Source organism: Pseudomonas fluorescens (assembly GCF_012974785.1).
Lineage (GTDB): Bacteria > Pseudomonadota > Gammaproteobacteria > Pseudomonadales > Pseudomonadaceae > Aquipseudomonas > Aquipseudomonas fluorescens_BT.
This window is the reverse complement of record NZ_CP027561.1, coordinates 1,151,652-1,173,657: the sequence shown is the minus strand read 5'-3', so window position 1 is coordinate 1,173,657 and position 22,006 is coordinate 1,151,652. Positions and strand designations below refer to the sequence as shown.

Annotated in this window: 19 protein-coding genes; 8 read left to right on the top strand and 11 right to left on the bottom strand. The window is 62.0% G+C overall.

The window, feature by feature from the left end; all coding sequences use genetic code 11:
* Nucleotides 1-32 precede the first annotated feature (32 nt).
* The 5 genes from purT to C6Y56_RS05105 all read right to left on the bottom strand — a co-directional run bounded on the left by purT (nucleotide 33) and on the right by C6Y56_RS05105 (nucleotide 3,230).
* Nucleotides 33-1,214 carry a formate-dependent phosphoribosylglycinamide formyltransferase gene (gene purT / locus C6Y56_RS05125; protein ID WP_024011715.1) on the bottom strand — a complete coding sequence of 394 codons (1,182 nt, stop codon included), beginning with the start codon at nucleotides 1,212-1,214 and terminating at the stop codon, nucleotides 33-35.
* 100 nt (nucleotides 1,215-1,314) lie between these two features.
* Nucleotides 1,315-1,782 carry a preQ0 transporter gene (locus tag C6Y56_RS05120; RefSeq protein WP_169428996.1) on the bottom strand — a complete coding sequence of 156 codons (468 nt, stop codon included), beginning with the start codon at nucleotides 1,780-1,782 and terminating at the stop codon, nucleotides 1,315-1,317.
* Nucleotides 1,783-1,846: 64 nt separating this feature from the next.
* Nucleotides 1,847-2,062, bottom strand: coding sequence for a DUF1289 domain-containing protein (locus tag C6Y56_RS05115; RefSeq protein WP_169428995.1), 216 nt, complete (start codon nucleotides 2,060-2,062; stop codon nucleotides 1,847-1,849).
* The gene (locus C6Y56_RS05110; RefSeq protein ID WP_007954617.1) at nucleotides 2,059-2,583 is read right to left on the bottom strand and encodes a gamma carbonic anhydrase family protein; all 525 of its coding nucleotides are present in this window, start codon (nucleotides 2,581-2,583) and stop codon (nucleotides 2,059-2,061) included. The genes C6Y56_RS05115 and C6Y56_RS05110 overlap by 4 nt, the downstream gene beginning before the upstream one ends.
* A 47-nt stretch (nucleotides 2,584-2,630) precedes the next feature.
* Nucleotides 2,631-3,230 (bottom strand): CoA pyrophosphatase, encoded by a 600-nt coding sequence (locus C6Y56_RS05105; protein ID WP_169428994.1) that lies wholly within the window; start codon nucleotides 3,228-3,230, stop codon nucleotides 2,631-2,633.
* Between the two features lie 147 nt (nucleotides 3,231-3,377).
* On the opposite strand from C6Y56_RS05105, the gene C6Y56_RS05100 reads away from it, so the two are divergent.
* The 7 genes from C6Y56_RS05100 to nagE all read left to right on the top strand — a co-directional run bounded on the left by C6Y56_RS05100 (nucleotide 3,378) and on the right by nagE (nucleotide 12,037).
* Nucleotides 3,378-3,929, top strand: a complete 552-nt coding sequence (locus C6Y56_RS05100; protein WP_169428993.1) for an NUDIX hydrolase — start codon at nucleotides 3,378-3,380, stop codon at nucleotides 3,927-3,929.
* 101 nt (nucleotides 3,930-4,030) lie between these two features.
* The gene (locus tag C6Y56_RS05095; RefSeq protein ID WP_169428992.1) at nucleotides 4,031-4,546 is read left to right on the top strand and encodes a L,D-transpeptidase family protein; all 516 of its coding nucleotides are present in this window, start codon (nucleotides 4,031-4,033) and stop codon (nucleotides 4,544-4,546) included.
* A gap of 330 nt (nucleotides 4,547-4,876) precedes the next feature.
* Nucleotides 4,877-5,608, top strand: coding sequence for a GntR family transcriptional regulator (locus C6Y56_RS05090; RefSeq protein ID WP_007954613.1), 732 nt, complete (start codon nucleotides 4,877-4,879; stop codon nucleotides 5,606-5,608).
* Nucleotides 5,609-5,638: 30 nt separating this feature from the next.
* Nucleotides 5,639-6,745, top strand: coding sequence for an N-acetylglucosamine-6-phosphate deacetylase (gene nagA / locus C6Y56_RS05085; protein ID WP_169428990.1), 1,107 nt, complete (start codon nucleotides 5,639-5,641; stop codon nucleotides 6,743-6,745).
* Nucleotides 6,738-7,748 carry an SIS domain-containing protein gene (locus tag C6Y56_RS05080; RefSeq protein ID WP_169432597.1) on the top strand — a complete coding sequence of 337 codons (1,011 nt, stop codon included), beginning with the start codon at nucleotides 6,738-6,740 and terminating at the stop codon, nucleotides 7,746-7,748. The genes nagA and C6Y56_RS05080 overlap by 8 nt, the downstream gene beginning before the upstream one ends.
* A 36-nt stretch (nucleotides 7,749-7,784) precedes the next feature.
* Nucleotides 7,785-10,298, top strand: a complete 2,514-nt coding sequence (ptsP, locus tag C6Y56_RS05075; protein WP_169428989.1) for a phosphoenolpyruvate--protein phosphotransferase — start codon at nucleotides 7,785-7,787, stop codon at nucleotides 10,296-10,298.
* Nucleotides 10,299-10,321: 23 nt separating this feature from the next.
* Complete coding sequence (gene nagE, locus C6Y56_RS05070; RefSeq protein WP_169428988.1) at nucleotides 10,322-12,037, top strand: N-acetylglucosamine-specific PTS transporter subunit IIBC; 1,716 nt, start codon at nucleotides 10,322-10,324, stop codon at nucleotides 12,035-12,037.
* A 652-nt stretch (nucleotides 12,038-12,689) separates the two neighbouring features.
* Here nagE and C6Y56_RS05065 read toward each other — a convergent pair.
* On the bottom strand, nucleotides 12,690-13,001 hold the full coding sequence (locus C6Y56_RS05065; protein ID WP_169428987.1) for a Nif3-like dinuclear metal center hexameric protein: 312 nt from the start codon (nucleotides 12,999-13,001) through the stop codon (nucleotides 12,690-12,692).
* A gap of 5 nt (nucleotides 13,002-13,006) precedes the next feature.
* Nucleotides 13,007-16,903 (bottom strand): phosphoribosylformylglycinamidine synthase, encoded by a 3,897-nt coding sequence (purL, locus tag C6Y56_RS05060; protein ID WP_169428986.1) that lies wholly within the window; start codon nucleotides 16,901-16,903, stop codon nucleotides 13,007-13,009.
* A 285-nt stretch (nucleotides 16,904-17,188) separates the two neighbouring features.
* On the opposite strand from purL, the gene mltF reads away from it, so the two are divergent.
* Nucleotides 17,189-18,649, top strand: a complete 1,461-nt coding sequence (mltF, locus tag C6Y56_RS05055) for a membrane-bound lytic murein transglycosylase MltF (RefSeq protein ID WP_169428985.1) — start codon at nucleotides 17,189-17,191, stop codon at nucleotides 18,647-18,649.
* A gap of 33 nt (nucleotides 18,650-18,682) precedes the next feature.
* On the opposite strand, the gene pdxJ is transcribed toward mltF, so the two are convergent.
* From pdxJ to rnc, 4 genes are all read right to left on the bottom strand, one after another.
* Entirely contained in the window at nucleotides 18,683-19,426 is a 744-nt protein-coding gene (gene pdxJ, locus C6Y56_RS05050) for a pyridoxine 5'-phosphate synthase (protein ID WP_169428984.1), read from the bottom strand.
* 47 nt (nucleotides 19,427-19,473) lie between these two features.
* A complete protein-coding gene (gene recO / locus C6Y56_RS05045) occupies nucleotides 19,474-20,163 on the bottom strand; it encodes a DNA repair protein RecO (RefSeq protein WP_169428983.1) in 690 nt (229 codons plus the stop codon).
* Between the two features lie 171 nt (nucleotides 20,164-20,334).
* Nucleotides 20,335-21,237 (bottom strand): GTPase Era, encoded by a 903-nt coding sequence (gene era / locus C6Y56_RS05040; protein ID WP_011332590.1) that lies wholly within the window; start codon nucleotides 21,235-21,237, stop codon nucleotides 20,335-20,337.
* Nucleotides 21,230-21,919, bottom strand: a complete 690-nt coding sequence (gene rnc / locus C6Y56_RS05035; protein ID WP_169428982.1) for a ribonuclease III — start codon at nucleotides 21,917-21,919, stop codon at nucleotides 21,230-21,232. Before rnc ends, era begins: the two co-directional genes overlap by 8 nt.
* Nucleotides 21,920-22,006: the final 87 nt, after the last annotated feature.

Below are 22,006 nucleotides of genomic sequence, written 5' to 3'. Positions count from 1 at the left end.
CCGCCCGACGCGGGAGCGATCAGCTTGCGAGGTTACAGCTCTACAACGACCGCCTGAGAAGCACGGGTCGCCTTGGCGCGAGCCGCTTCAATCGACTCGTCACGCGCCAGGGCCACGCCCATGCGACGCTGGCCGTTGACCTCAGGTTTGCCGAACAGGCGCAACGCGGTATCCGGTTCGCTCAGTGCTGCGCCGAGGTTGGCGAATGCCGTCTGGGTCGACTGACCTTCTACCAGAATCACCGCCGAAGCCGATGGACCGAACTGACGGATCAGCGGCACTGGCAAGCCAAGGATTGCCCGGGCGTGCAGGGCGAACTGTGACAGGTCCTGGGAAATCAGGGTCACCAGACCGGTGTCATGCGGACGCGGCGACACTTCGCTGAACCATACCTGATCGCCCTTGATGAACAGCTCGACGCCGAACAGACCACGGCCGCCCAACGCCTCGGTCACCGCTTTGGCAACGCGCTCGGACTCAGCCAGAGCAATCGGGCTCATGGCCTGTGGCTGCCAGGACTCCTGGTAGTCGCCCTTCTCCTGGCGGTGGCCGACCGGAGCACAGAACGTGGTACCGCCGATATGTCGAACGGTCAGCAGAGTGATTTCGTAGTCGAAATCGATGAAGCCTTCGATGATCACGCGACCTTTGCCGGCGCGACCGCCCTCTTGGGCGTAATCCCAGGCTTTCTGCACGTCATCGGCGCTGCGCAGCAGGCTCTGGCCCTTGCCCGACGAACTCATCACCGGTTTTACGACGCATGGGAAACCCAGGTCCTGAACGGCCTTGCTGTAATCCTCGAAGGTGTCGGCGAAGTGGTACGGCGAAGTCGGCAGGTCCAGCTCTTCGGCGGCCAGGCGACGGATGCCTTCGCGGTTCATGGTCAGTTGAGCGGCGCGAGCGGTCGGGATCACGGTGAAGCCTTCGGCTTCCAGCTCCACCAGGGTGGCAGTGGCGATGGCTTCGATTTCCGGCACGATGAAATGCGGTTTCTCGGCTTCGATCACTGCACGCAGGGCGGCGCCGTCGAGCATGTTGATCACGTGGCTGCGATGAGCAACCTGCATGGCCGGCGCATTGGCGTAACGGTCAACGGCGATCACTTCAACGCCCAGGCGTTGCAGCTCGATCACCACTTCCTTGCCCAACTCACCACAGCCACACAGCAATACGCGGGTCGCGGTCGGCGACAATGGAGTTCCGATACGGGTCATCTCAGGTCCTCAAAGAAGCGGATCATCGAGGAAAGCAACGCCAGACGCGCTTTCCATGGGGAGAAAACGCGGCATTTTACATGAACCTGAGGGTTTGGCTTCAGCCGGCGACAGCCTGTTTGCGCTCGCGCCAGGTCATGATCAGCCAGACAGCGGTGACACCGGCAAACTTCGAGGCCAGGGCAGTGATGAGCACTGGCGGCGTCAGCAGGTCGATCATGCCGAAGAAAATGAAGGTGTCGAGGGGAATGCTCAGCGCCGAGCTGATCCACAACCGGTCGCGCAGCGGGCGCTTGGTGATGGTGAACACCAGCCAGTCAATGCACTCGGAGACCGCGAACGCCGTGGCACTGGCCAACGCAATCGACGGATCGGACGTGACATAGGACAGCACCAGCGCCGCCAGCATCGCCACAATCGCGCCGTGGCCAAAACGGATCTGCACCATGTCGCGCAGCACGAACACCAGCCCGCCCCAGGCCGACCAGATGATGTCCAGGTGGGGCGCGGTGGAGAAGGCGAAGTTGATCAGCACGACGCTGCTGATGTAGGCGATGAGGAAGAGCATGGGCGTGACCTGTCAATTTGGCGCACAGGTTACTTCAGCCCTTCGATGACGCCAATCAAATCGGTTATTGCCCTGGCGTTTTGCCGATCATCCAGACCAGGCCGCTGGCCTTCGCCCGCTCATGACAGAGCCCGAGCACCACGCGCCGCTCGTCGTTGGTCATGCGGCTCCAGCGAGTAATTTCCTCGACCGTACGCTGGCAACCGGTGCAAATGTCATCCTCGTCCAGCGCACAAATGCTCACGCACGGCGAAGCGACGGGTCTTTCGGGGGGCGTCATTCTTCCTGCTCAACCAGATCGCGCGCATAGCGCTGGGAGTTATGCACATAGTGCGCGGCGCTGGCTTCGAGCATCTTCTTCTGCGGCTCGGTCAGTTCGCGCACCACCTTGCCCGGAGAGCCCATCACCAGCGAACCATCGGGAATTTCCTTGCCTTCGCCGATCAGCGAGTTGGCACCGATGATGCAGTTTTTGCCGATCTTCGCGCCATTGAGGATGACGGCGTTGATGCCGATCAGACTGTAGTCGCCGACCGTGCAGCCGTGGAGCATCGCGTTGTGGCCGATGGTCACGCCAGTGCCGATGGTCAGCGGATAGCCCATGTCGGTGTGCATCACCGTGCCGTCCTGGACGTTGCTGTTCTTGCCGATCAGGATCAATTCGTTGTCGCCGCGCAGCACGGCGTTGAACCAGACGTTGGCGCCCTCCTCCAGCTTGACCTTGCCCACCAGTACGGCATTGGGGGCGACCCAGCTCTGCGGATGGGTTTCGACGCGGGCGTCGCCCAAGCGGTATTTCATCTTGTTTTCCTCAGGGCTCACGATGGCTGGCCATTCGAGCGATGGCTTCAGGTATTGGTAAAGCTTTTGGGCGGCTGGTGCAGGCTGATTCTGGCGTCATAGAGCAGGTTGATCAACTCGACGATCATGATCGCCGTCAGCCCCCAGATCTTGTATTCGCCGTAACGATAGCTCGGCACGTACCAACTGCGACCCTGATAGTCGATGCGGTGGGTGTGTTCGCGCGGATCCTTGCGGAAGAATTCCAGCGGCACGCTGAACACCGCTGCGATCTCGGCATCGTTGGCCAGGTATTCGACGAAATCGGGAATCACCCCGACATACGGCGTGACCTTGATGCCATGCAGGGAGATCAGCGGACTGAGCGGGCCAATCACTTCGACCAGGCCGGGCGGCAGGCCGATTTCCTCTTCGGCTTCACGCAGGGCGGTGAAGATCAGATCGGGGTCTTCCGGGTCTCGTCTGCCACCGGGAAAGGCGACTTCGCCACCGTGGGTCGAGAGCCCGCTGGCGCGCAAGGTCAGGACAAGCTCCGGTTCGTCACTGCGAGTAATCGGCACCAGGACGGCGGCCTCGGGGAAACGCGTGTCGGTCTCCAGCGTGCGCGGCGTGTGATTGCTTACCCGGTGCAGTAGCTCGTCCAGCATAAGTGTTCTCGATCTGTGCCTTACCCTGCATCATGCACCAATCATTGCGACCGCCCAAGCCCCGGACAGGCGTCATGTCGCGAAACGACAACTTGCCGACAGCCACCGCTGCACGCCAAGATAGGCGCAGCATTCAGGAACCCCAGCATGAAATTTTGCAGCCAGTGCGGCAACCCGGTGACCCAGCGCATTCCCGAAGGCGATTCGCGGCTGCGATTTGTCTGCGACAGCTGTCAGACCATTCACTACCAGAACCCCAATATCGTGGCCGGGTGTGTGGCGACCTGGGGCAGCAAGGTTCTGCTCTGCCGCCGCGCCATCGAACCGCGCCTCGGCTACTGGACCCTGCCCGCCGGCTTCATGGAGAACGGCGAGACCATCGAGCAGGCCGCCATCCGGGAAACCGCCGAGGAAGCCTGCGCCCGGGTGCGCAACCTGAGCATCTACACCCTGATCGATGTGCCACATATCAGTCAGGTGCATGTGTTCTTCCGCGCCGAGCTTGCAGACCTGGATTTTGCCGCCGGCCCCGAGAGCCTCGAAGTACAACTGTTCGACGAAGCGCAGATTCCATGGAACGAGCTGGCTTTCCGCACGGTGGGGCGTACCTTAGAATGCTTCTTCGCTGACCGCCGTGCCGAGGTCTACCCGGTTCGCTCCGAGTCGACTCCGCCGCTCGCCAAGCCAGTCATCACTTGATCTCGCCGGCGCCCGGCCGATACACAAAGCGCGGGGCTGCAACAGCGTCTGCATGACATCTATAAATAAAGTATCGGCTTCATTCCTGGGGAATCGTTTCAATGCGCTGGTTGCTTGCCCTGTTCTGCCTGTCGTTCGTTTCGGTATCGCAAGCGTCTTTCGTGACCACCGTGACACCCTCCAATACACCATTGATCGAAAAAGTACTGGTGCTCAAATCGGCTCATCAACTGCAGTTGATCGCCGACGGCAAGCCCATCAAGACCTATCGCATTTCTCTGGGCAAGGGCGCAAAGAAAGGTCCGAAACTGATTGAAGGCGACAAACGCACACCTGAAGGCTTCTATTGGATCGACTGGCGCAAGACCAGCGACAAATTCAATCTGTCGATGCACATTTCCTACCCGAACATTTCCGACTCCGCCCGCGCCCGCCGGGAAGGCGTCGAACCTGGCGGGATGATCATGATCCACGGCACGCCGGATTCGGAAGAAACACCTGAAGACCTGTTCCACACACTGGACTGGACTGATGGCTGTGTCGCCATGCGCAATGTCGACATGCGCGAAGTGTGGAACCTGGTGCCGGACGGCACGATGGTCGAAATCCGCCCGTGATTCTGTAACCTGGTCACCTGCTCTCTCGTGGCCGCGACGCGGCCCTTTCCCCTGACCACTGGTCGCCCGCAAAAAATAAATGAAAAAGATCGCAGCCTGCGACAACGTCTGAACGGTGATACCACTTTCACCGGCCAGAACTGCCGCAGACTGCGATCTTTTGCTTTCCAGAGCCCATCTCTAATACCACTTGAAACCACCCGCCCTCAAACACCCGATTCCAAAGGACTACAGGACTTTCCGCCGCGTTGACATGGTATTCAAGTGGTATTAGTTTTCGCCCGACAACCGAGCGACAACAATCCTATATCAGCGCCGGAAATGCCTTACATGAACGACCTCCACGCCCTACGTCCCGACGACTCCCAGCCGACGCCGCTGTACCTGCAACTGGCGCGCAATCTGGAAGCGGCGATCCACGCCGGCCAGTGGAAAGCCGAACAGGCGATGCCGTCGGAGCGCAATCTCAGCGAAATGCTGGGGATTTCCCGAGTCACCGCGCGCAAGGCACTGGAGGTTCTGCTCGATCAAGGTTTGATCCGCCGCCTGCAAGGTTCCGGCACCTTCATCACCCCACGCCTTGAACAACCGCTGTCGCGCCTGTCGGGTTTCAGCGAAATGCTCCGTCTCAAGGGCTTCGTGCCCAGCTCGCAATGGCTTGAGCGGGAAATCACCCTGCCAACCCACGAAGAACTGATTCGCCTCGGTCTGTCGCCGAACGACAAGGTTGCGCGCATGAAACGCCTGCGCAAAGCCGACGACACGGTGATGGCCATCGAGATGAGCACCCTGCCCGCCTCGATCATGCCCAAGCCACAAGTGGTGGGCGATTCCCTCTACGAACACCTCGACAGCATCGGTAAACCGATCGTGCGCGCCTTGCAGCACATTCAAGCCATCAACGCCTCGGACGAGTTTGCCGCGCTGGTCGGCATCGCCCCCGGCACCGCGATGCTGCTGATGACCCGGGTCGGCTACCTGGAAGACAACACGCCGATCGAAGTCACCGACACCTATTGCCGCAACGACTACTACGACTTTGTTGCAGAGCTTCGCCGCTGATCAGCAGCCAGGCCAAACGAGAGAAGCGAAATGTCCGAAGACAACATCCTCACCGCTGACGGCTGGGTTCGCGGCCGGCTGATCCACGAACACGGCAGAGTCGTGTCCATCGAAGGCGTGCCGTGCGATCCGGCGGATAACGACCTGCCTTACCTGCTGCCGGGTTTCATCGACCTGCACGTTCACGGCGGTGGCGGCAAAGACATCATGGAAGGCGCCAGCGCCTTCGCGACCATCACCAAGACCCACGTGCGCTTCGGCACCACCTCGCTGCTGGCCACCACCATGACCGCGCCGAGTGCCGAGATTGCCAGCGTGCTCAAGGATGTCGGCGAGTTCTGCGAGCAGCGTCCGAAAGGCGCCGCCCGAGTTCTCGGGGTTCACCTCGAAGGCCCGTACATCAATCCCGGCAAACTCGGCGCCCAGCCGAACTTCGCCCACACCGCGCTGATGGCCGAAGTCGAAGACTATCTGGCACTGGCGCCGATCCGGGTGATCACCATTGCCCCGGAAATCGCCGGCCACGATGGCTTGATTCGTGAACTGAGCGGCCGTGGCATCCGCATGCAGATCGGCCACACCCTCGGCAGTTACGAGGAAGGCGTCGCCGCCCTCGAAGCCGGCGCCACCAGTTTCACCCATTTGTACAACGCCATGAGCCCGCTGCATCACCGCGAGCCGGGCATCGTCGGCGCGGCGCTGGCCCACGCCAAATTCGCCGAGCTGATCCCGGATCTGCTGCATGTGCACCCCGGCGCGATCCGCGTGGCCCTGCGCTCGATTCCGTGCCTGTACTGCGTCACCGACTCGACCGCCGCCGCCGGCATGCCCGATGGCGAGTACAAGCTCGGCAGCCATACCGTCACCAAATGCCTGGGTGGTGTGCGCCTGCCGGACGGCACGCTGGCCGGCAGCACCCTGACCATGGATCAGGCTTTGCGCAATCTGGTGAAGATCGGCCTGCCGATCGCCGAGGCCTCGCAACGTCTTTCGCAATTCCCCGCCGACTACCTCGGCATCACCGAACGCGGGCGCCTGCAACCCGGCGCCTGGGCCGACTGCGTGCGGCTGGATCGCTCACTCACACTGACCGCCGTCATGGTCGAAGGAGAAGACATTGACTTCAAAAATGCTTGAGGAGGCGCTGTCCTCGTTCGAGGCCGTGCAAGCCCAACTGCAACAGCTCGATGGCTCGATGATCGAGATCGCCGGGCGCCTGCGCCGTCAGCCGCCACAAGTGGCGATGACCGTTGCCCGTGGCAGCTCCGATCACGCGGCGAGCTACTTCGCCTACCTGACCATGCAGCAACTAGGCATTCCGGTGGCGTCGCTGCCGATGTCGGTGGTGACCATGCAACAGGCGCCGCTGAAGGTCAGCGGTCAGGTCGCGTTCGCGTTTTCCCAGTCGGGCCAGAGCCCGGATCTGGTCAACAGCCTGCGCCTGCTGCGCAAACGCGGCGCCTTGAGCGTGTCGATGGTCAACGCCGCCGATTCGCCGCTGGAAGCCGCGTGTGAATTCAGCCTGCCATTGCTGGCCGGTACCGAAAGCAGCGTCGCCGCGACCAAGAGTTTCATCGCCACCCTCAGCGCCAGCGCCCGTCTGATCGCCCACTGGAAAGAAGACAGCGAATTGCTGGAAGCGCATAACGCCCTGCCTGAAGGCTTGCGTGATGCTGCGAAACAGGACTGGAGCCCGGCCATCGACGCCCTGCGCAATTGCGAGCGGTTGATGGTGATCGGCCGTGGCGCCGGTTTTGCCATCGCCCAGGAAGCCGCGCTGAAATTCAAGGAAACCTCGGCGATCCAGGCCGAAGCGTTCAGCAGCGCCGAAGTCCGTCACGGCCCCATGGCGCTGATCGACGAAAACTACCCTTTGCTGGTGTTCGCCCCGCGCGGCGCCGAGCAGGCCGGTCTGCTGAGCCTGGCGGCGGAAATGCGTCAGCGTGGTGCCCGTGTATTGCTGGCGGCGCCGGACGATGTGCTCGAACGCGACCTGACCCTGAGCCGTGCCGAACACCCGGCTCTCGACCCGATCCTGGCGATCCAGAGTTTCTACGTGATGGCCGCCAACCTGGCCGTGGCCCGTGGCATGGACCCGGATCAGCCGCGCCACCTGAGCAAAGTCACCCGTACGCACTGAGTGCGAACCGAACGTTTTTCCTGATGAGACCGAGCCATGCACAACAACAATAAAGAGCTGACTTTAAGCGCCCCGCTCAGCGGCCCGGTGCTCACGCTCGCCAAAGTCCCGGACGCGGTGTTCGCCAGCGGCGCCATGGGCGACGGCATTGCCATCGATCCGCTGAACGACACGTTGTACTCGCCCTGCGCCGGTGTGGTGATCCACGTCGCCCGCACCGGGCATGCACTGACCGTGCGCGCCGACAACGGCGCCGAGTTGTTGCTGCACCTGGGCCTGGACACGGTGGAGTTGCAGGGTGAAGGCTTCTCGATGCTGGTCAAGGAAGGCGCGCGGGTCAGCAATGGCCAGCCGCTGCTGCGCTATGACCTGGACAAGGTCGGCCGCCAGTGCAAAAGCCTGGTCAGCCTGCTGATCCTGACCAACAGCCAGGATTTCCAGGCGCGCCCCATCACCCTGAAAACGGTGAAGGTGGGCGAGCCGCTGCTGCACATCGTCGCTCGTCACAATGCCGCGGCAAATACAGAAGAACTCGGCGGCCCGCAAGTTCACGGTCACGTGCAGGTCGCCCATCGCGGCGGTCTGCATGCACGCCCGGCGGCGTTAATCCGCCAGACCGCGCAAGGGTTCAAGAGCCAGTCGCAGCTGCATTTCGCCGGCAAGTCGGCGCCGTGCAACAGCCTCATCGGTTTGATGGGCCTGGCAATTGGCGAACAGGACGAAGTGCAGGTCAGTTGCCAGGGTCCGGACGCACAGGCTGCGTTGCAGGCCTTGCTCACTGCACTGGCCACCGCCCTGCCGGAGGATCATCACGCCGCCGCACCGATTGCTGCCGCCCCACGCAATCGTCCGGTCGAGGCTGGCGTGTTGTACGGTGTTTGCGCCGCACCGGGTCTGGTGGGCGGGCCGCTGTTTCGCTTGAACGCGATCAACCTGCCGGCGGACGCTGGCAATCATCAGCCCGAACAACAATTGCAGATCCTCGACACGGCGCTGAATCAGGTTCGCAGCGAAATCGACAGCACCCTCGCCCAGGCGAAAAAACAGCGCAATGCCGACGAAGAAGCGATCTTTGCTGCGCACCTCGCGTTGCTGGAAGACCCGGCCCTGCTCGACGCCGCCCGGCAATCGATTGAAACCGGCACGGCGGCGACCCACGCCTGGAGCCAGTCCATCGATGCGCAATGCGAAGTGCTGCAAAATACCGGCAGCCCGCTGCTGGCCGAGCGCGCCAACGATCTGCGCGACTTGAAACAACGGGTGCTGCGCGCCCTGCTTGGTGAAGCCTGGCATTACGACGTGCCGGCCGGCGCCATCGTCGCCGCTCACGAACTGACGCCCTCGGACCTGTTGCAACTGAGCGCACAAGGCGTCGCCGGCTTGTGCATGGCCGAGGGTGGCGCGACTTCCCACGTGGCGATTCTGGCCCGGGGCAAAGGCCTGCCGTGCATGGTCGCACTGGGCTCGGCGCTGCTCGATCAGGCGCAAGGTCAATCGGTGGTGCTCGATGCCGACGGTGGCCGCCTCGAACTGACGCCGAATGCCGAGCGTCTGGCCGAAGTCCGGCAGGCGCAGATCGACCGCCAACAACGACGCAACGCCCAGCAAGCCCAGGCCCATCTGCCGGCGGAAACCCGCAACGGCGTGGCCATCGAAGTGGTCGCCAACGTCGCCTCCAGCCACGAAGCGGCGGATGCATTTGCCAACGGCGCTGACGGCGTCGGCCTGTTGCGCACCGAATTTCTGTTCGTCGATCGCAACACCGCGCCGGATGTCGAAGAGCAACGCGCCGCCTATCAAGCCGTGATCGATGCGATGGGCGACAAGTCGGTGATCATCCGCACCATCGACGTCGGCGGCGACAAACAACTCGATTACCTGCCGCTGCCCGTGGAGGCCAACCCGGTGCTCGGCCTGCGCGGCATTCGCCTGGCCCAGGCACGCCCGGAAATCCTCGACCAGCAACTGCGCGCCCTGCTGCAGGTCAGCCCGTTGCAGCGCTGCCGGATCCTGCTGCCGATGGTCACCGAAGTGGACGAACTGCTGCACATCCGCCAACGGGTCGATGCGCTGTGCCTGGAACTGGGCATCAGCCAACGTCCGGAAATCGGCGTGATGATCGAAGTCCCGGCCGCCGCGCTACAAGCCGAACAACTGGCCGAGCACGCCGACTTCCTGTCCATCGGCACCAACGATCTGTCGCAATACACCCTGGCCATGGACCGCGACCACGCCGGCCTCGCCGCACGGGTCGATGCCTTGCACCCGGCGCTGCTGCGCCTGATCGCCATGACTTGCGAAGGCGCGGCGGTGCATAAACGCTGGGTCGGCGTGTGCGGCGCCCTCGCCTCGGATCCGCTGGCGACGCCGGTGTTGATCGGCCTGGGCGTGACCGAACTGTCGGTGAGCCCGGTACAGATCGGCGAAATCAAGGATCGCGTGCGCCAGCTGCACGAAGCCGAATGCCAACGCCTCGCCCGGGACTTGCTCAAGCTGAGCAGCGCCGCTGCGGTGCGTCATGCCTGTCATCAACATTGGCCTCTGCGCTAACAAAAACAACAAGGACAAACGCCATGTACCAACTCTTCATCGAAGGCCTGCAACGCCTCGGCCGGGCACTGATGCTGCCGATCGCGATCCTGCCGATCGCCGGCCTGCTGCTGCGCCTGGGCGACACCGACCTGCTGAACATCGCGATCATCCACGACGCCGGTCAGGTGATCTTCGCCAACCTGGCGATGATCTTCGCCATCGGCATCGCCGTCGGTTTCGCCAAGGACAACAACGGCACCGCCGGCCTCGCCGGGGTGATCGGTTACCTGGTGATGATCTCCACCCTCAAGGTGCTCGATTCGACCATCAACATGGGCATGCTCGCCGGGATCGTCAGCGGCCTGATGGCCGGCGCGCTGTACAACCGCTTCAAAGACATCAAGCTGCCGGAGTACCTGGCATTCTTCGGCGGCCGGCGCTTCGTCCCCATCGTCACCGGTTTCAGCGCGGTCGGCCTGGGCGTACTGTTCGGTTACATCTGGCCGCCGATCCAGCACGGCATCAACAGCTTCGGCACCCTGCTGATGGAAAGCGGCAGCTTCGGCGCGTTCGTCTTCGGCGTGTTCAACCGCCTGCTGATCGTCACCGGCCTGCACCACATCCTCAACAACATGGCGTGGTTCGTGTTCGGCAACTTCACCGACCCGACCACCGGCGCGCTGGTGACCGGTGACCTGTCCCGCTACTTCGCCGGCGACCCGAAAGGCGGCCAGTTCATGACCGGCATGTTCCCGGTCATGATCTTCGGCCTCCCCGCCGCCTGCCTGGCGATGTACCGCAACGCCCTGCCGGAGCGCCGCAAAGTCATGGGCGGGATCTTCCTGTCGATGGCGCTGACGGCGTTCCTCACCGGGGTGACCGAACCGATCGAATTTGCCTTCATGTTCCTCGCACCGCTGCTGTATCTGGTGCATGCGCTGCTGACCGGACTGTCGATGGCAATCACCAACGCATTGAACATCCACTTGGGCTTCACCTTCTCTGGAGGCTTCATCGACATGGTGCTGGGTTGGGGACGTTCCACCAACGGCTGGCTCGTCGTGCCGGTGGGCCTGGCGTATGCCGTCATCTACTACGCGGTGTTCGATTTCTGTATCCGCCGCTTCAACCTGAAAACCCCGGGACGCGAAGACGTCGCCACCGCCGACAAAGCGGTCCTGACCGAAAACGAACGCGCCAGCGCTTACATCAAGGCACTCGGCGGCGCGGAAAATCTGCTCACCGTCGGCGCGTGCACTACGCGTCTGCGACTGGAAATGGTCGATCGCAACAAGGCCTCCGATGCGGACTTGAAAGCACTGGGCGCTATGGCGGTTGTGCGCCCGGGCAAGGGCGGCAGTTTGCAGGTTGTTGTGGGGCCGATGGCCGACAGCATTGCCGATGAGATTCGACTGGCGATGCCGGCGTTGGGCCGAGCCGCAGTGACGGCTCCTGTCGCCGTCGTCGAACCCAGCGAGCCCGTCGCAGTCACCGCACCGCAAGCTCAACAATGGTTGAGCGCTCTGGGCGGCAGCGACAATGTGCTGCAACTCGACTGCATCGCCATGAGCCGGATTCGCCTGCAACTGGCCGATGGCAAGGCGCTCTCGGAAAGCCGGTTGAAAGAGCTTGGATGTCTGGGCGTGAGCGCGCTGGAAGATGGCGTGTGGCACTTGCTGGTGGGTGAGCGGGCGCAGAGTCTGAGTGCGGCGATTGAGGGGTTGGTCAATCGGAGTGAGGTGAGTGCAAAGGTTTAGGGTGACCTCTGAATCGATGGGTGGGGGGGATTCGATGCATCTTTGTACGGTCGCAGAATTCCCCTCACCCTAACCCTCTCCCGGAGGGAGAGGAGACTGACCGCGTTGTTTGGGAGAGGTACGCCGACGTGAAAAACCGAGGTGAACTCGGGTTTGAAACACATGCAACTCGACTCGTGCTTCCTCTGCCTCCTTTGCTTCCTCCCCTTCTTCTGCTCCTGCTCCTGCTCCTGCTTCAACTTCCGCTTCTGCTTTCGCTCCCCACCACTCAACACGATGAGCGTTAGCTCGAGTAAAGCTTTTGACGTGCCGGCCCCATCGGCAGGCTGAGTGGAGGGATTTATCCGGGGGTGGGAGCGCAGCGACCGTGCGGCGCAGCCGCATGCATCGAGAGGAGGTGCAGCGAAGCAAACCGTAGGCGATGCCCCCCGGATGAATCCCGGAACGAAGGAACACCGAGCCACAGCGAGGTGCCGAACGCAGGGGCAAGCCTTTTTGGTTACTTTTGAGGCGTTTGTCAAAAGTGACCCGCCGTAAGGGCGGAACCATAAGCCGCAACACCCGAAGAAACGGATATTCACCCAACCCCAAAAACCAAAAAACCCGCTGAAATCACTCTCAGCGGGTTTCCCGTTTCAGCAGCCAAGGAAGATCAAAAATCCTCCAGCCGCCAAACCTCATAAGCCGGCGTCTCGTAAGGATGGCTAGCCTTCAAAGCCGCCACCACCCCACGAATCAACTCATCGCCAACAACAAGCTCGACCTTCCACTCCTCGACCCGCTCAACCCGCCCCGCCTCGCCAATGAACGGCTGACTACCGTCCAGAGGCCGAAACTGACCCGTACCAAGCACCTGCCACGCACAGTGGTCATAGTCACCGATCCGCCCACCACCGGCAGCGAATAGAGCGTCCTTGACCACCTCGACATGACTGTCGGGAACAAAAAACGCGAGCTTGTACACAGCCCTTAGTTCACCCACACACGAGCATTACGGAACATGCGCATCCAAGGAGCGTCTTCGTTCCAGTCTTCCGAACGCCACGAGTTCTGCACGGCACGGAAAACACGCTCCGGGTGCGGCATCATGATTGTCACGCGACCGTCGCGGCTGGTGAGGCCGGTGATCCCGCGCGGCGAACCGTTCGGGTTGGCCGGGTAGGCTTCGGTGACCTTGCCGTGGTTGTCGACGAATCGCATCGCCACACAACCGGACAGATCGGCTTCAAGCAGTGCCTCTTCGCTTTCGAATTCGGCATGGCCTTCACCGTGAGCGATGGCGATCGGCATGCGCGAACCGGCCATGCCCTGCAGGAAGATCGAGTTCGACTCCTGGATCTGCACCATCGCCACGCGCGCCTCGAACTGCTCGGAGCGGTTGCGCACGAAGTGCGGCCAGAACTCGCTGCCCGGGATCAGCTCGTGCAGGTTGGACATCATCTGGCAACCGTTGCACACGCCGAGCGTGAAGCTGTCGTTACGCTCGAAGAAGCCCTGGAACGCATCGCGGGCACGGCTGTTGAACAGTGCGGACTTGGCCCAGCCTTCACCGGCGCCGAGAACGTCGCCGTAGGAGAAACCACCGCAGGCCACCAGACCTTTGAACTCGTTCAGGTCGACACGGCCGGCCAGAATGTCGCTCATGTGCACGTCGATCGCATTGAAACCGGCGCGGTCGAATGCGGCCGCCATCTCCACCTGACCGTTGACGCCCTGCTCACGCAGCACGGCAACCTGTGGGCGGATGCCTTTCTTGATGTAAGGCGCGGCGATGTCCTGGTTGACGTCGTAGCTCAGCTTGACGCTCAGGCCCGGGTTGTCTTCCTCCAGCAGCGCATCGAACTCTTGCTCGGCGCAGTCGGCGTTGTCGCGCAGACGCTGGATCTGGTAGCTGGTCTCGGCCCACTGGCGTTGCAGCAGACGACGCTGGCCTTCGAACACGGTGTCACCGTTGAAGGTGATGTTGATCTGGCCGTTGTTGATCGGCTGACCGATCACGGAAACGCAGTCGCCCAGACCGGCCGCGCTGAATTGCGCGAGGATGTCCGGGGTGGCGTCCTGACGAACCTGGATCACCGCACCCAGTTCTTCGTTGAACAGGATCGCGGCGATTTCAGCGGAGCTTTCGGCAACGCTGTCCAGGTTCAGGCTCAGACCACAGTGGCCGGCGAAGGCCATTTCCACCACGGAGGTCAGCAGACCACCGTCGGAACGGTCGTGGTACGCCAGCAGGTGACCATCGGCGTTGAGGCCCTGGATCACCGCGAAGAACGCTTTCAGGTCTTCGGCGTCGTCGACGTCCGGCGCCTGCTTGCCGAGCTTGCCGTGAACCTGGGCCAGGATCGAGGCGCCCATGCGGTTCTGGCCGCGACCGAGGTCGATCAGGATCAGATCGGTGGTGCCCTTGTCCATGCGCAGTTCCGGGGTCAGGGTCTGACGGATGTCAGCCACTGGCGCGAAACCGGTCACGATCAGGGACATCGGCGAGGTGACGGTCTTGTCTTCGCCGTTGTCGTTCCAGCGGGTGGCCATGGACATGGAGTCCTTGCCCACCGGAATGGTCAGGCCCAGCTCGGGGCACAGTTCCATGCCGACCGCTTTCACGGTGTCGTACAGGCGCGCGTCTTCACCCGGGTGGCCGGCAGCGGACATCCAGTTCGCCGACAGTTTGATGTCGGAGAGCTTGTTGATGCGCGAGGCGGCGATGTTGGTCAGGGTTTCGCCGATGGCCATGCGGCCCGACGCCGGAGCGTCCAGCAGCGCCAGCGGAGTGCGCTCGCCCATCGCCATCGCTTCACCGGTGTAGACGTCGAAGCTGGTGGCGGTGACGGCCACGTCGGCCACCGGAACCTGCCAAGGGCCGACCATCTGGTCACGGGCCACGAGGCCTGTGATGGTGCGGTCGCCGATGGTGATCAGGAAGCTTTTGCTTGCCACGGCCGGGTGGTGCAGAACGCGTTCGATGCTTTCGCCGATGTCGAGGTTCGACGGATCGAAGTCATCGCCCAGCTCGGCTTCGCGAACCACCGAACGGTGCATGCGCGGCGCCTTGCCCAGCAACACTTCCAGTGGCATGTCCACCGGGTTGTTGCCGAAGTGGCTGTCAGTCACGGTCAGTTGCGGTTCGGCGGTCGCTTCACCGACAACGGCGAACGGGCAACGCTCACGTTCGCAGATCGCCTTGAAGCGCTCGAAGTCGGCCGGGCCGACGGCCAGAACGTAACGCTCCTGGGATTCGTTGGACCAGATTTCGTGCGGGGCCATGCCCGGCTCGTCGTTTGGAATGTTGCGCAGTTCGAAACGGCCACCGCGGTCGCCGTCGTTGACCAGTTCCGGGAAGGCGTTGGACAGACCGCCCGCCCCCACGTCGTGGATGAAGCTGATCGGGTTCTTGTCGCCCAGTTGCCAGCAACGGTCGATGACTTCCTGGCAGCGACGTTCCATTTCAGGGTTTTCACGCTGAACGGAAGCGAAGTCCAGATCCGCCGAGCTGGTGCCGGTGGCCATGGAGGAAGCAGCGCCGCCGCCCAGACCGATCAGCATTGCCGGGCCACCGAGCACGATCAGCTTGGAGCCGACGACGATCTCGCCTTTCTTGACGTGTTCTTCACGGATGTTGCCCATGCCGCCAGCGAGCATGATCGGCTTGTGGTAACCACGAACTTCATCACCATGCGGGGTGCTGATCGATTGTTCGAAGGTACGGAAGTAACCGGTCAGGGCCGGACGACCGAACTCGTTGTTGAACGCGGCGCCGCCCAGCGGGCCTTCGATCATGATGTCCAGCGCGTTGACGATGCGCTCGGGCTTGCCGTACGGCACTTCCCAAGGCTGTTCGAAGCCAGGGATCTGCAGGTTCGACACGGTGAAACCGGTCAGGCCGGCTTTCGGTTTGGCGCCACGGCCGGTTGCGCCTTCGTCGCGGATCTCGCCACCGGAACCGGTGGACGCGCCCGGGAACGGAGCGATCGCGGTCGGGTGGTTGTGGGTTTCGACCTTCATCAGGATGTGCACCGGCTCCTGCACCGCGCCGTACTGGCGGGTTTCCGGATCCGGGAAGAAGCGGCCGGCGACGTTGCCGACGATCACCGAAGCGTTGTCCTTGTAAGCGGACAGCACGCCTTCGCTGTGCATCTGATAGGTGTTCTTGATCATGCCGAACAGGCTTTTTTCCTGGCTCTCGCCGTCAATATCCCAACTGGCGTTGAAGATCTTGTGGCGGCAGTGCTCGGAGTTGGCCTGGGCGAACATCATCAGTTCGATGTCGTGCGGGTTGCGCTTGAGACCGTTGAAGGCGTTGACCAGATAGTCGATCTCGTCTTCGGCCAGGGCCAGGCCCAGCTCGACGTTGGCCTTCTCCAGCGCAGCGCGACCACCGCCGAGGATGTCGATGGCGGTCAGCGGCTTCGGCTCGGCGTGGCTGAACAGACCGGCAGCCTGTTCGAGGTTGCCCAGAACGATCTGGGTCATGCGGTCATGCAGTACGTCGGCGATCTGCTGCGCTTCGGTTTCGCTGAACTGACCGGCCACATAAAACGCGATGCCGCGCTCCAGGCGCTGGATCTTGCTCAGGCCGCAGTTGCGGGCGATGTCGCTGGCCTTGCTCGACCATGGCGAGATGGTGCCGAAACGTGGCAACACCAGGAACAGACGACCGCTCGGCTCTTGAACCGGAACGCTTGGACCGTACTTCAGAAGGCGCGCAAGCACCTGCTGTTCGTCGCCGGTCAGGACGCCGGTGACTTCGGCGAAGTGAGCGAATTCAGCATACAGGCCACTGACAGCTGGAACCTTCTGGCTCAGTTGCTCAAGGAGTTTGCTGTGGCGAAAGGCAGAAAGGGCAGGAGCGCCGCGCAGGATCAACATCTTCGGGACAGCCTCGGGAAGGGGTGTGCTTTGAGGCCGTGCATTCTAGCCTAAACCGACCTCAACATCACCCGAAACGCTACGCACGGTTGCACTCGGACCTCAATCTGTGTTTCTGCCTCTGAAGTCAGATTTCGAGCTTGCGCAAAGGCAGCTTATTTTTTCTGTCACAAAACGCTCTGCGGCCCCGTTCCTGTGGGGTTGCGGGTGCTTTTTCGATCGCTAGCAGACAACCCCTCCACTGTCGAGATATGGCGCCCGTTGCGCTTTGCGTATACTGCGCACATGTTTTCCCCAACGGCTTTGCGTCCGCGGTACGCCAAATGGCTGATCGCTACCGGACTCTTCCTGATGCTCAGTGGCTGTGTTGATAAACCCAACACCCTCGAGCGCGTAAAGGAGGATGGTGTGCTGCGGGTGATCACCCGTAACAGCCCCGCCACCTACTTTCAGGATCGCAGCGGCGAGACCGGCTTCGAATACGAGCTGGTGAAGCGCTTCGCCGACGATTTGGGGGTGGAACTCAAAATCGAGACCGCCGACAACCTCGACGACCTGTTCGATCAGATCGGCAAACCCAACGGCCCGGTGCTGGCCGCCGCTGGCCTGGTCAGCAGCGAACAGCGCAAGAAACAGGTACGGTTCTCCCATTCCTACCTCGAAGTCACCCCGCAGATCATCTATCGCAACGGCCAGTCGCGGCCGACCGACGCCAGTGAGCTGGTCGGCAAGAAAATCATGGTGCTCAAGGGCAGCACCCACGCCGAACAGCTCGCCGAGCTGAAACAGAAATATCCCGGGATTGAATACGAAGAGTCCGACGCCGTTGAAGTGGTCGACCTGCTGCGCATGGTCGATGAGGGCCAGATCGACCTGACTCTGGTCGATTCCAACGAAGTGGCGATGAACCAGGTTTACTTCACCAACATCCGCGTCGCCTTCGACCTTGGCGATGCGCGCAGCCAGAGCTGGGCGGTGGCCTCTGGCGAAGACAACAGCCTGCTCAACGAGATCAACAGTTATCTGGACAAGGTGCAGAAAAACGGCACCCTGCAACGCCTGAAAGACCGCTACTACGGCCACGTCGACGTCCTCGGCTACATGGGCGCCACGACCTTCGCCCAGCATTTGCAGCAGCGCCTGCCCAAGTACGAACAGCACTTCAAGACCTACGCCAAGAAAGAGAAAGTCGACTGGCGCCTGCTCGCGGCCATCGGTTATCAGGAATCGCTGTGGCAACCGGCCGTCACTTCGAAGACCGGCGTGCGCGGCCTGATGATGCTGACCCAGAACACTGCACAGGCCATGGGTGTGTCCAACCGCCTCGATCCGAAGCAGAGCATCATGGGCGGCGCCAAGTACCTGGCCTACATGAAGGATCAACTGGATGACTCGATCCAGGAACCGGATCGTACGTGGTTTGCACTGGCTGCCTACAACGTGGGCAGCGGTCACTTGGATGACGCGCGCAAACTGGCGTCCCGGGAAGGCCTGAATCCGGACAAGTGGCTGGATGTGAAGAAGATGCTGCCGCGCCTGTCGCAGAAGCAGTGGTACAGCAAGACCCGCTACGGCTACGCCCGGGGCGGCGAACCGGTGCATTTCGTGGCGAACATCCGCCGCTACTACGACATCCTGACCTGGGTGACCCAGCCGCAGCTTGAGGGCGATCAGGTCGCCGAAGGCAATCTGCATGTGCCGGGGATCGACAAATCCAAACCGGCGCAGGAAAACCCGCCGCTGTAGTCCACCCCCGCCCACATTATCTTGTGTAGATGTTCAGACCTTTGCCGCCGCCAGGATCAACGCCTTCATCTCCGACACTGCCGACTTGAAGCCGACGAACAACGCATGCGCCACCAGCGCGTGACCGATGTTCAGTTCGTTGATGCCCTTGATCGCCGCCACGGCTTCAACGTTGTGATAGTGCAGACCGTGACCGGCATTGACGATCAGGCCCTGGGCCAGACCGAATGCCACGCCATCCGCCACGCGCTTCAGCTCCTGGGCCACTTCGGTCGGCGTCTCGGCATCGGCATAACGCCCGGTGTGCAGCTCGATGGCCGGCGCACCCACACGTTTAGAGGCAGCGATCTGCCGCTCGTCAGCATCGATGAACAGCGATACTTCGCTGCCGATCTTCGACAGACGCTCCACCGCTGCCTTGATCCGCTCCTCCTGCCCCGCCACGTCCAGACCGCCTTCGGTGGTCAGTTCCTGACGCGTCTCCGGCACCAGACAGATATGGGCCGGACGAATACGCTCGGCAAACACCATCATTTCTTCGGTGACGCCCATTTCGAAGTTCATGCGGGTTTGCAGCACATCCTTGAGCAGCAGCACATCGCGCTCCTGAATGTGGCGACGGTCCTCACGCAGGTGCACGGTGATGCCGTCGGCGCCCGCCTCTTCCGCGTCCAGCGCAGCCTTGACCGGATCCGGGTAGCGCGTGCCACGGGCCTGACGCAGGGTGGCGACGTGGTCGATGTTCACGCCAAGAAGAATGCGATTGCTGGTGGTCACGGATGCGCTCCTGAAGGGAAAGATTCGGCGCACAGCATACGGTGAGATCAGGGCTTGCGAAACAGCTCGCGACTGACAAGGGGACGACCGCCCAAATGCACGGCCAGCGCTTGTCGCATCAGACGCTTGGCGGCAGACAGTGCGCCCGGTGCCGACCAGTCCGCTTCAGCCATGGCCAGCAGCTCGGTGCCGTTGAACAGGCCGGGTTGCAGCAGGTAGACCCGCTCGAGTCCGGCATCCACCTGCAAGCGATAGAGACCGTCCGCAGCAAGGGGCTCGTCGTTGATGTCGGTGTTCAGGGAGAAGCCATAACCGAGGTCGTCGAGCAGACGCCATTCGAAGGAACGCAGCAGAGGCTCCAGTGGCCGGCCTTCAGCCAAAGCCAGCAAGGTGGCAGCGTAATGATCGAATACCGCAGGATGCGGGTCTTCGGCTGGCAGCAGGCGTATCAGCAACTCGTTGAGATAGAGACCGCTGAACAATGCCTCGCCGACCATCCATGTCGCGTTTCCAATACTCTCCATGCGCCCGACATTCTTCAACTCACCTTTGCCGCGCAATTCCACTTCCAGCGGCACGAATGGCCGCGCCAGTGTCCCGGCCTTGCCCCGCGCGCTGCGCAACACCGCCCGCAGCCGACCTTGCGGCGTGAGGAAATCCACCAAGGCGCTGGTTTCGCGATAGGCGCGGGAGTGCAGGACGTAGGCGGGTTGGGCGGGAGGCGGGGTTTGCGACATTGAGTTCTCGATGAAGAAACGCAGTTTTGTAAACAACCCAAAACCAAATGCGGGAGCGGGCTTGCTCGCGAATGCGGTGAATCAGTCAAAGTATAGGCCGACTGACACTGCGCATTCGCGAGCAAGCCCGCTCCCACAGGGGTTTTCTGGCGTATCAGAAAACCGAGATTTTTACAGGTCGCCGTAACCCAGCGAACGCAGCGCACGCTCGTCGTCGGACCAGCCGCCCTTCACCTTGACCCACAGGTTGAGCATGATCTTGGAGTCGAACAGCAGCTCCATGTCCTTGCGCGCCTCGGTGCCGATGCGCTTGATGCGCTCGCCCTTGTCACCAATGATGATTTTCTTCTGGCCGTCACGCTCGACGAGGATCAGCGCATGGATGTGCAGCGTCGCACCCTGCTGCTTGAATTCTTCGATTTCCACGGTGATCTGGTACGGCAGCTCGGCGCCGAGCTGGCGCATGATCTTCTCGCGTACCAGTTCGGCGGCGAGGAAGCGGCTGCTGCGGTCGGTGATCTGGTCTTCCGGGAAGAAGTGATCGTTCTCCGGCAGATGGTCGGCGATGACCTTTTCCAGCGCGTCGAGGTTGTGACCCTGTTGCGCCGAGATCGGAATGATCTGCGCATTCGGCAGCTGTTCCTGCAACCAGGACAGGTGCGGCATCAGCTCGGCCTTGTCCTCGATGCGATCGGTCTTGTTCAGCGCGACGATCAGCGGACCGGTCACGTACTGCACGCGTTCCAGGACCATCTGGTCTTCTTCGGTCCACTTGGTGCGGTCGACCACGAAGATCACCACGTCAACGTCTTTCAACGCCGCCGAAGCCGTCTTGTTCATGTAGCGGTTCAGGGCCTTTTCGCCGCCCTTGTGCATGCCGGGGGTGTCGACGTAGATCGCTTGCACGTCGCCCTCGGTCTTGATCCCGAGCATGTTGTGACGGGTGGTCTGCGGCTTGCGCGAGGTGATCGCGAGCTTCTGGCCGAGGATGTGGTTCAGCAGCGTGGACTTGCCCACGTTCGGACGGCCGACGATGGCAACGTAGCCACAGCGAGTTGCGTTTGTATCAGTCATTGCCATTCTCCACACCCAGGGCAATCAGTGCTGCGGCGGCCGCTACCTGTTCGGCAATGCGACGGCTCACACCCTGACCCCGGCTTTTTTCATTCAAAAGGACAACTTCGCACTCGACGAAGAAGGTACGGCAGTGCGGTTCGCCCTGGATATCCACGACTTCGTAGCGTGGCAGCTCACAACCGCGCGATTGCAGGAATTCCTGCAGTCGGGTCTTCGGATCCTTGTTGGTATCGACCAGCGTCAGGCCTTCGAACTCGCCAGCCAGCCAGGCCAGGACGCGCTCGCGGGCGACTTCCATACCGGCATCGAGGTAGATCGCGCCGATCAGTGCTTCCAGGGCATCGGCCAGAATCGATTCGCGACGGAAACCGCCGCTTTTCAACTCACCCGAGCCCAGGCGCAGGTATTCGCCCAAATCGAAACCACGGGCCAGCACGGCCAAAGTCTCGCCTTTCACCAGACGCGCACGCAAACGCGACAACTGACCTTCACGGGCCAGCGGGAAGCGGTCGAACAGGGCTTCACCGGCAACGAAGTTGAGGATCGCATCGCCGAGAAACTCCAGACGCTCGTTGTTGCGTCCGGCAAAGCTGCGGTGCGTGAGGGCCAGGACCATCAGTTCCTGGTCCTTGAAGGTGTAACCGAGCTGGCGCTCGAGACGGCTTAAAGAAACGCTCACGGTTTACCCACGCTGAGTTCGTGGCTGGATTCCACTGCCATCGCCGGGATGCGGCGCAGGCCTGGGACAATTAACGCTGTGTTCAAA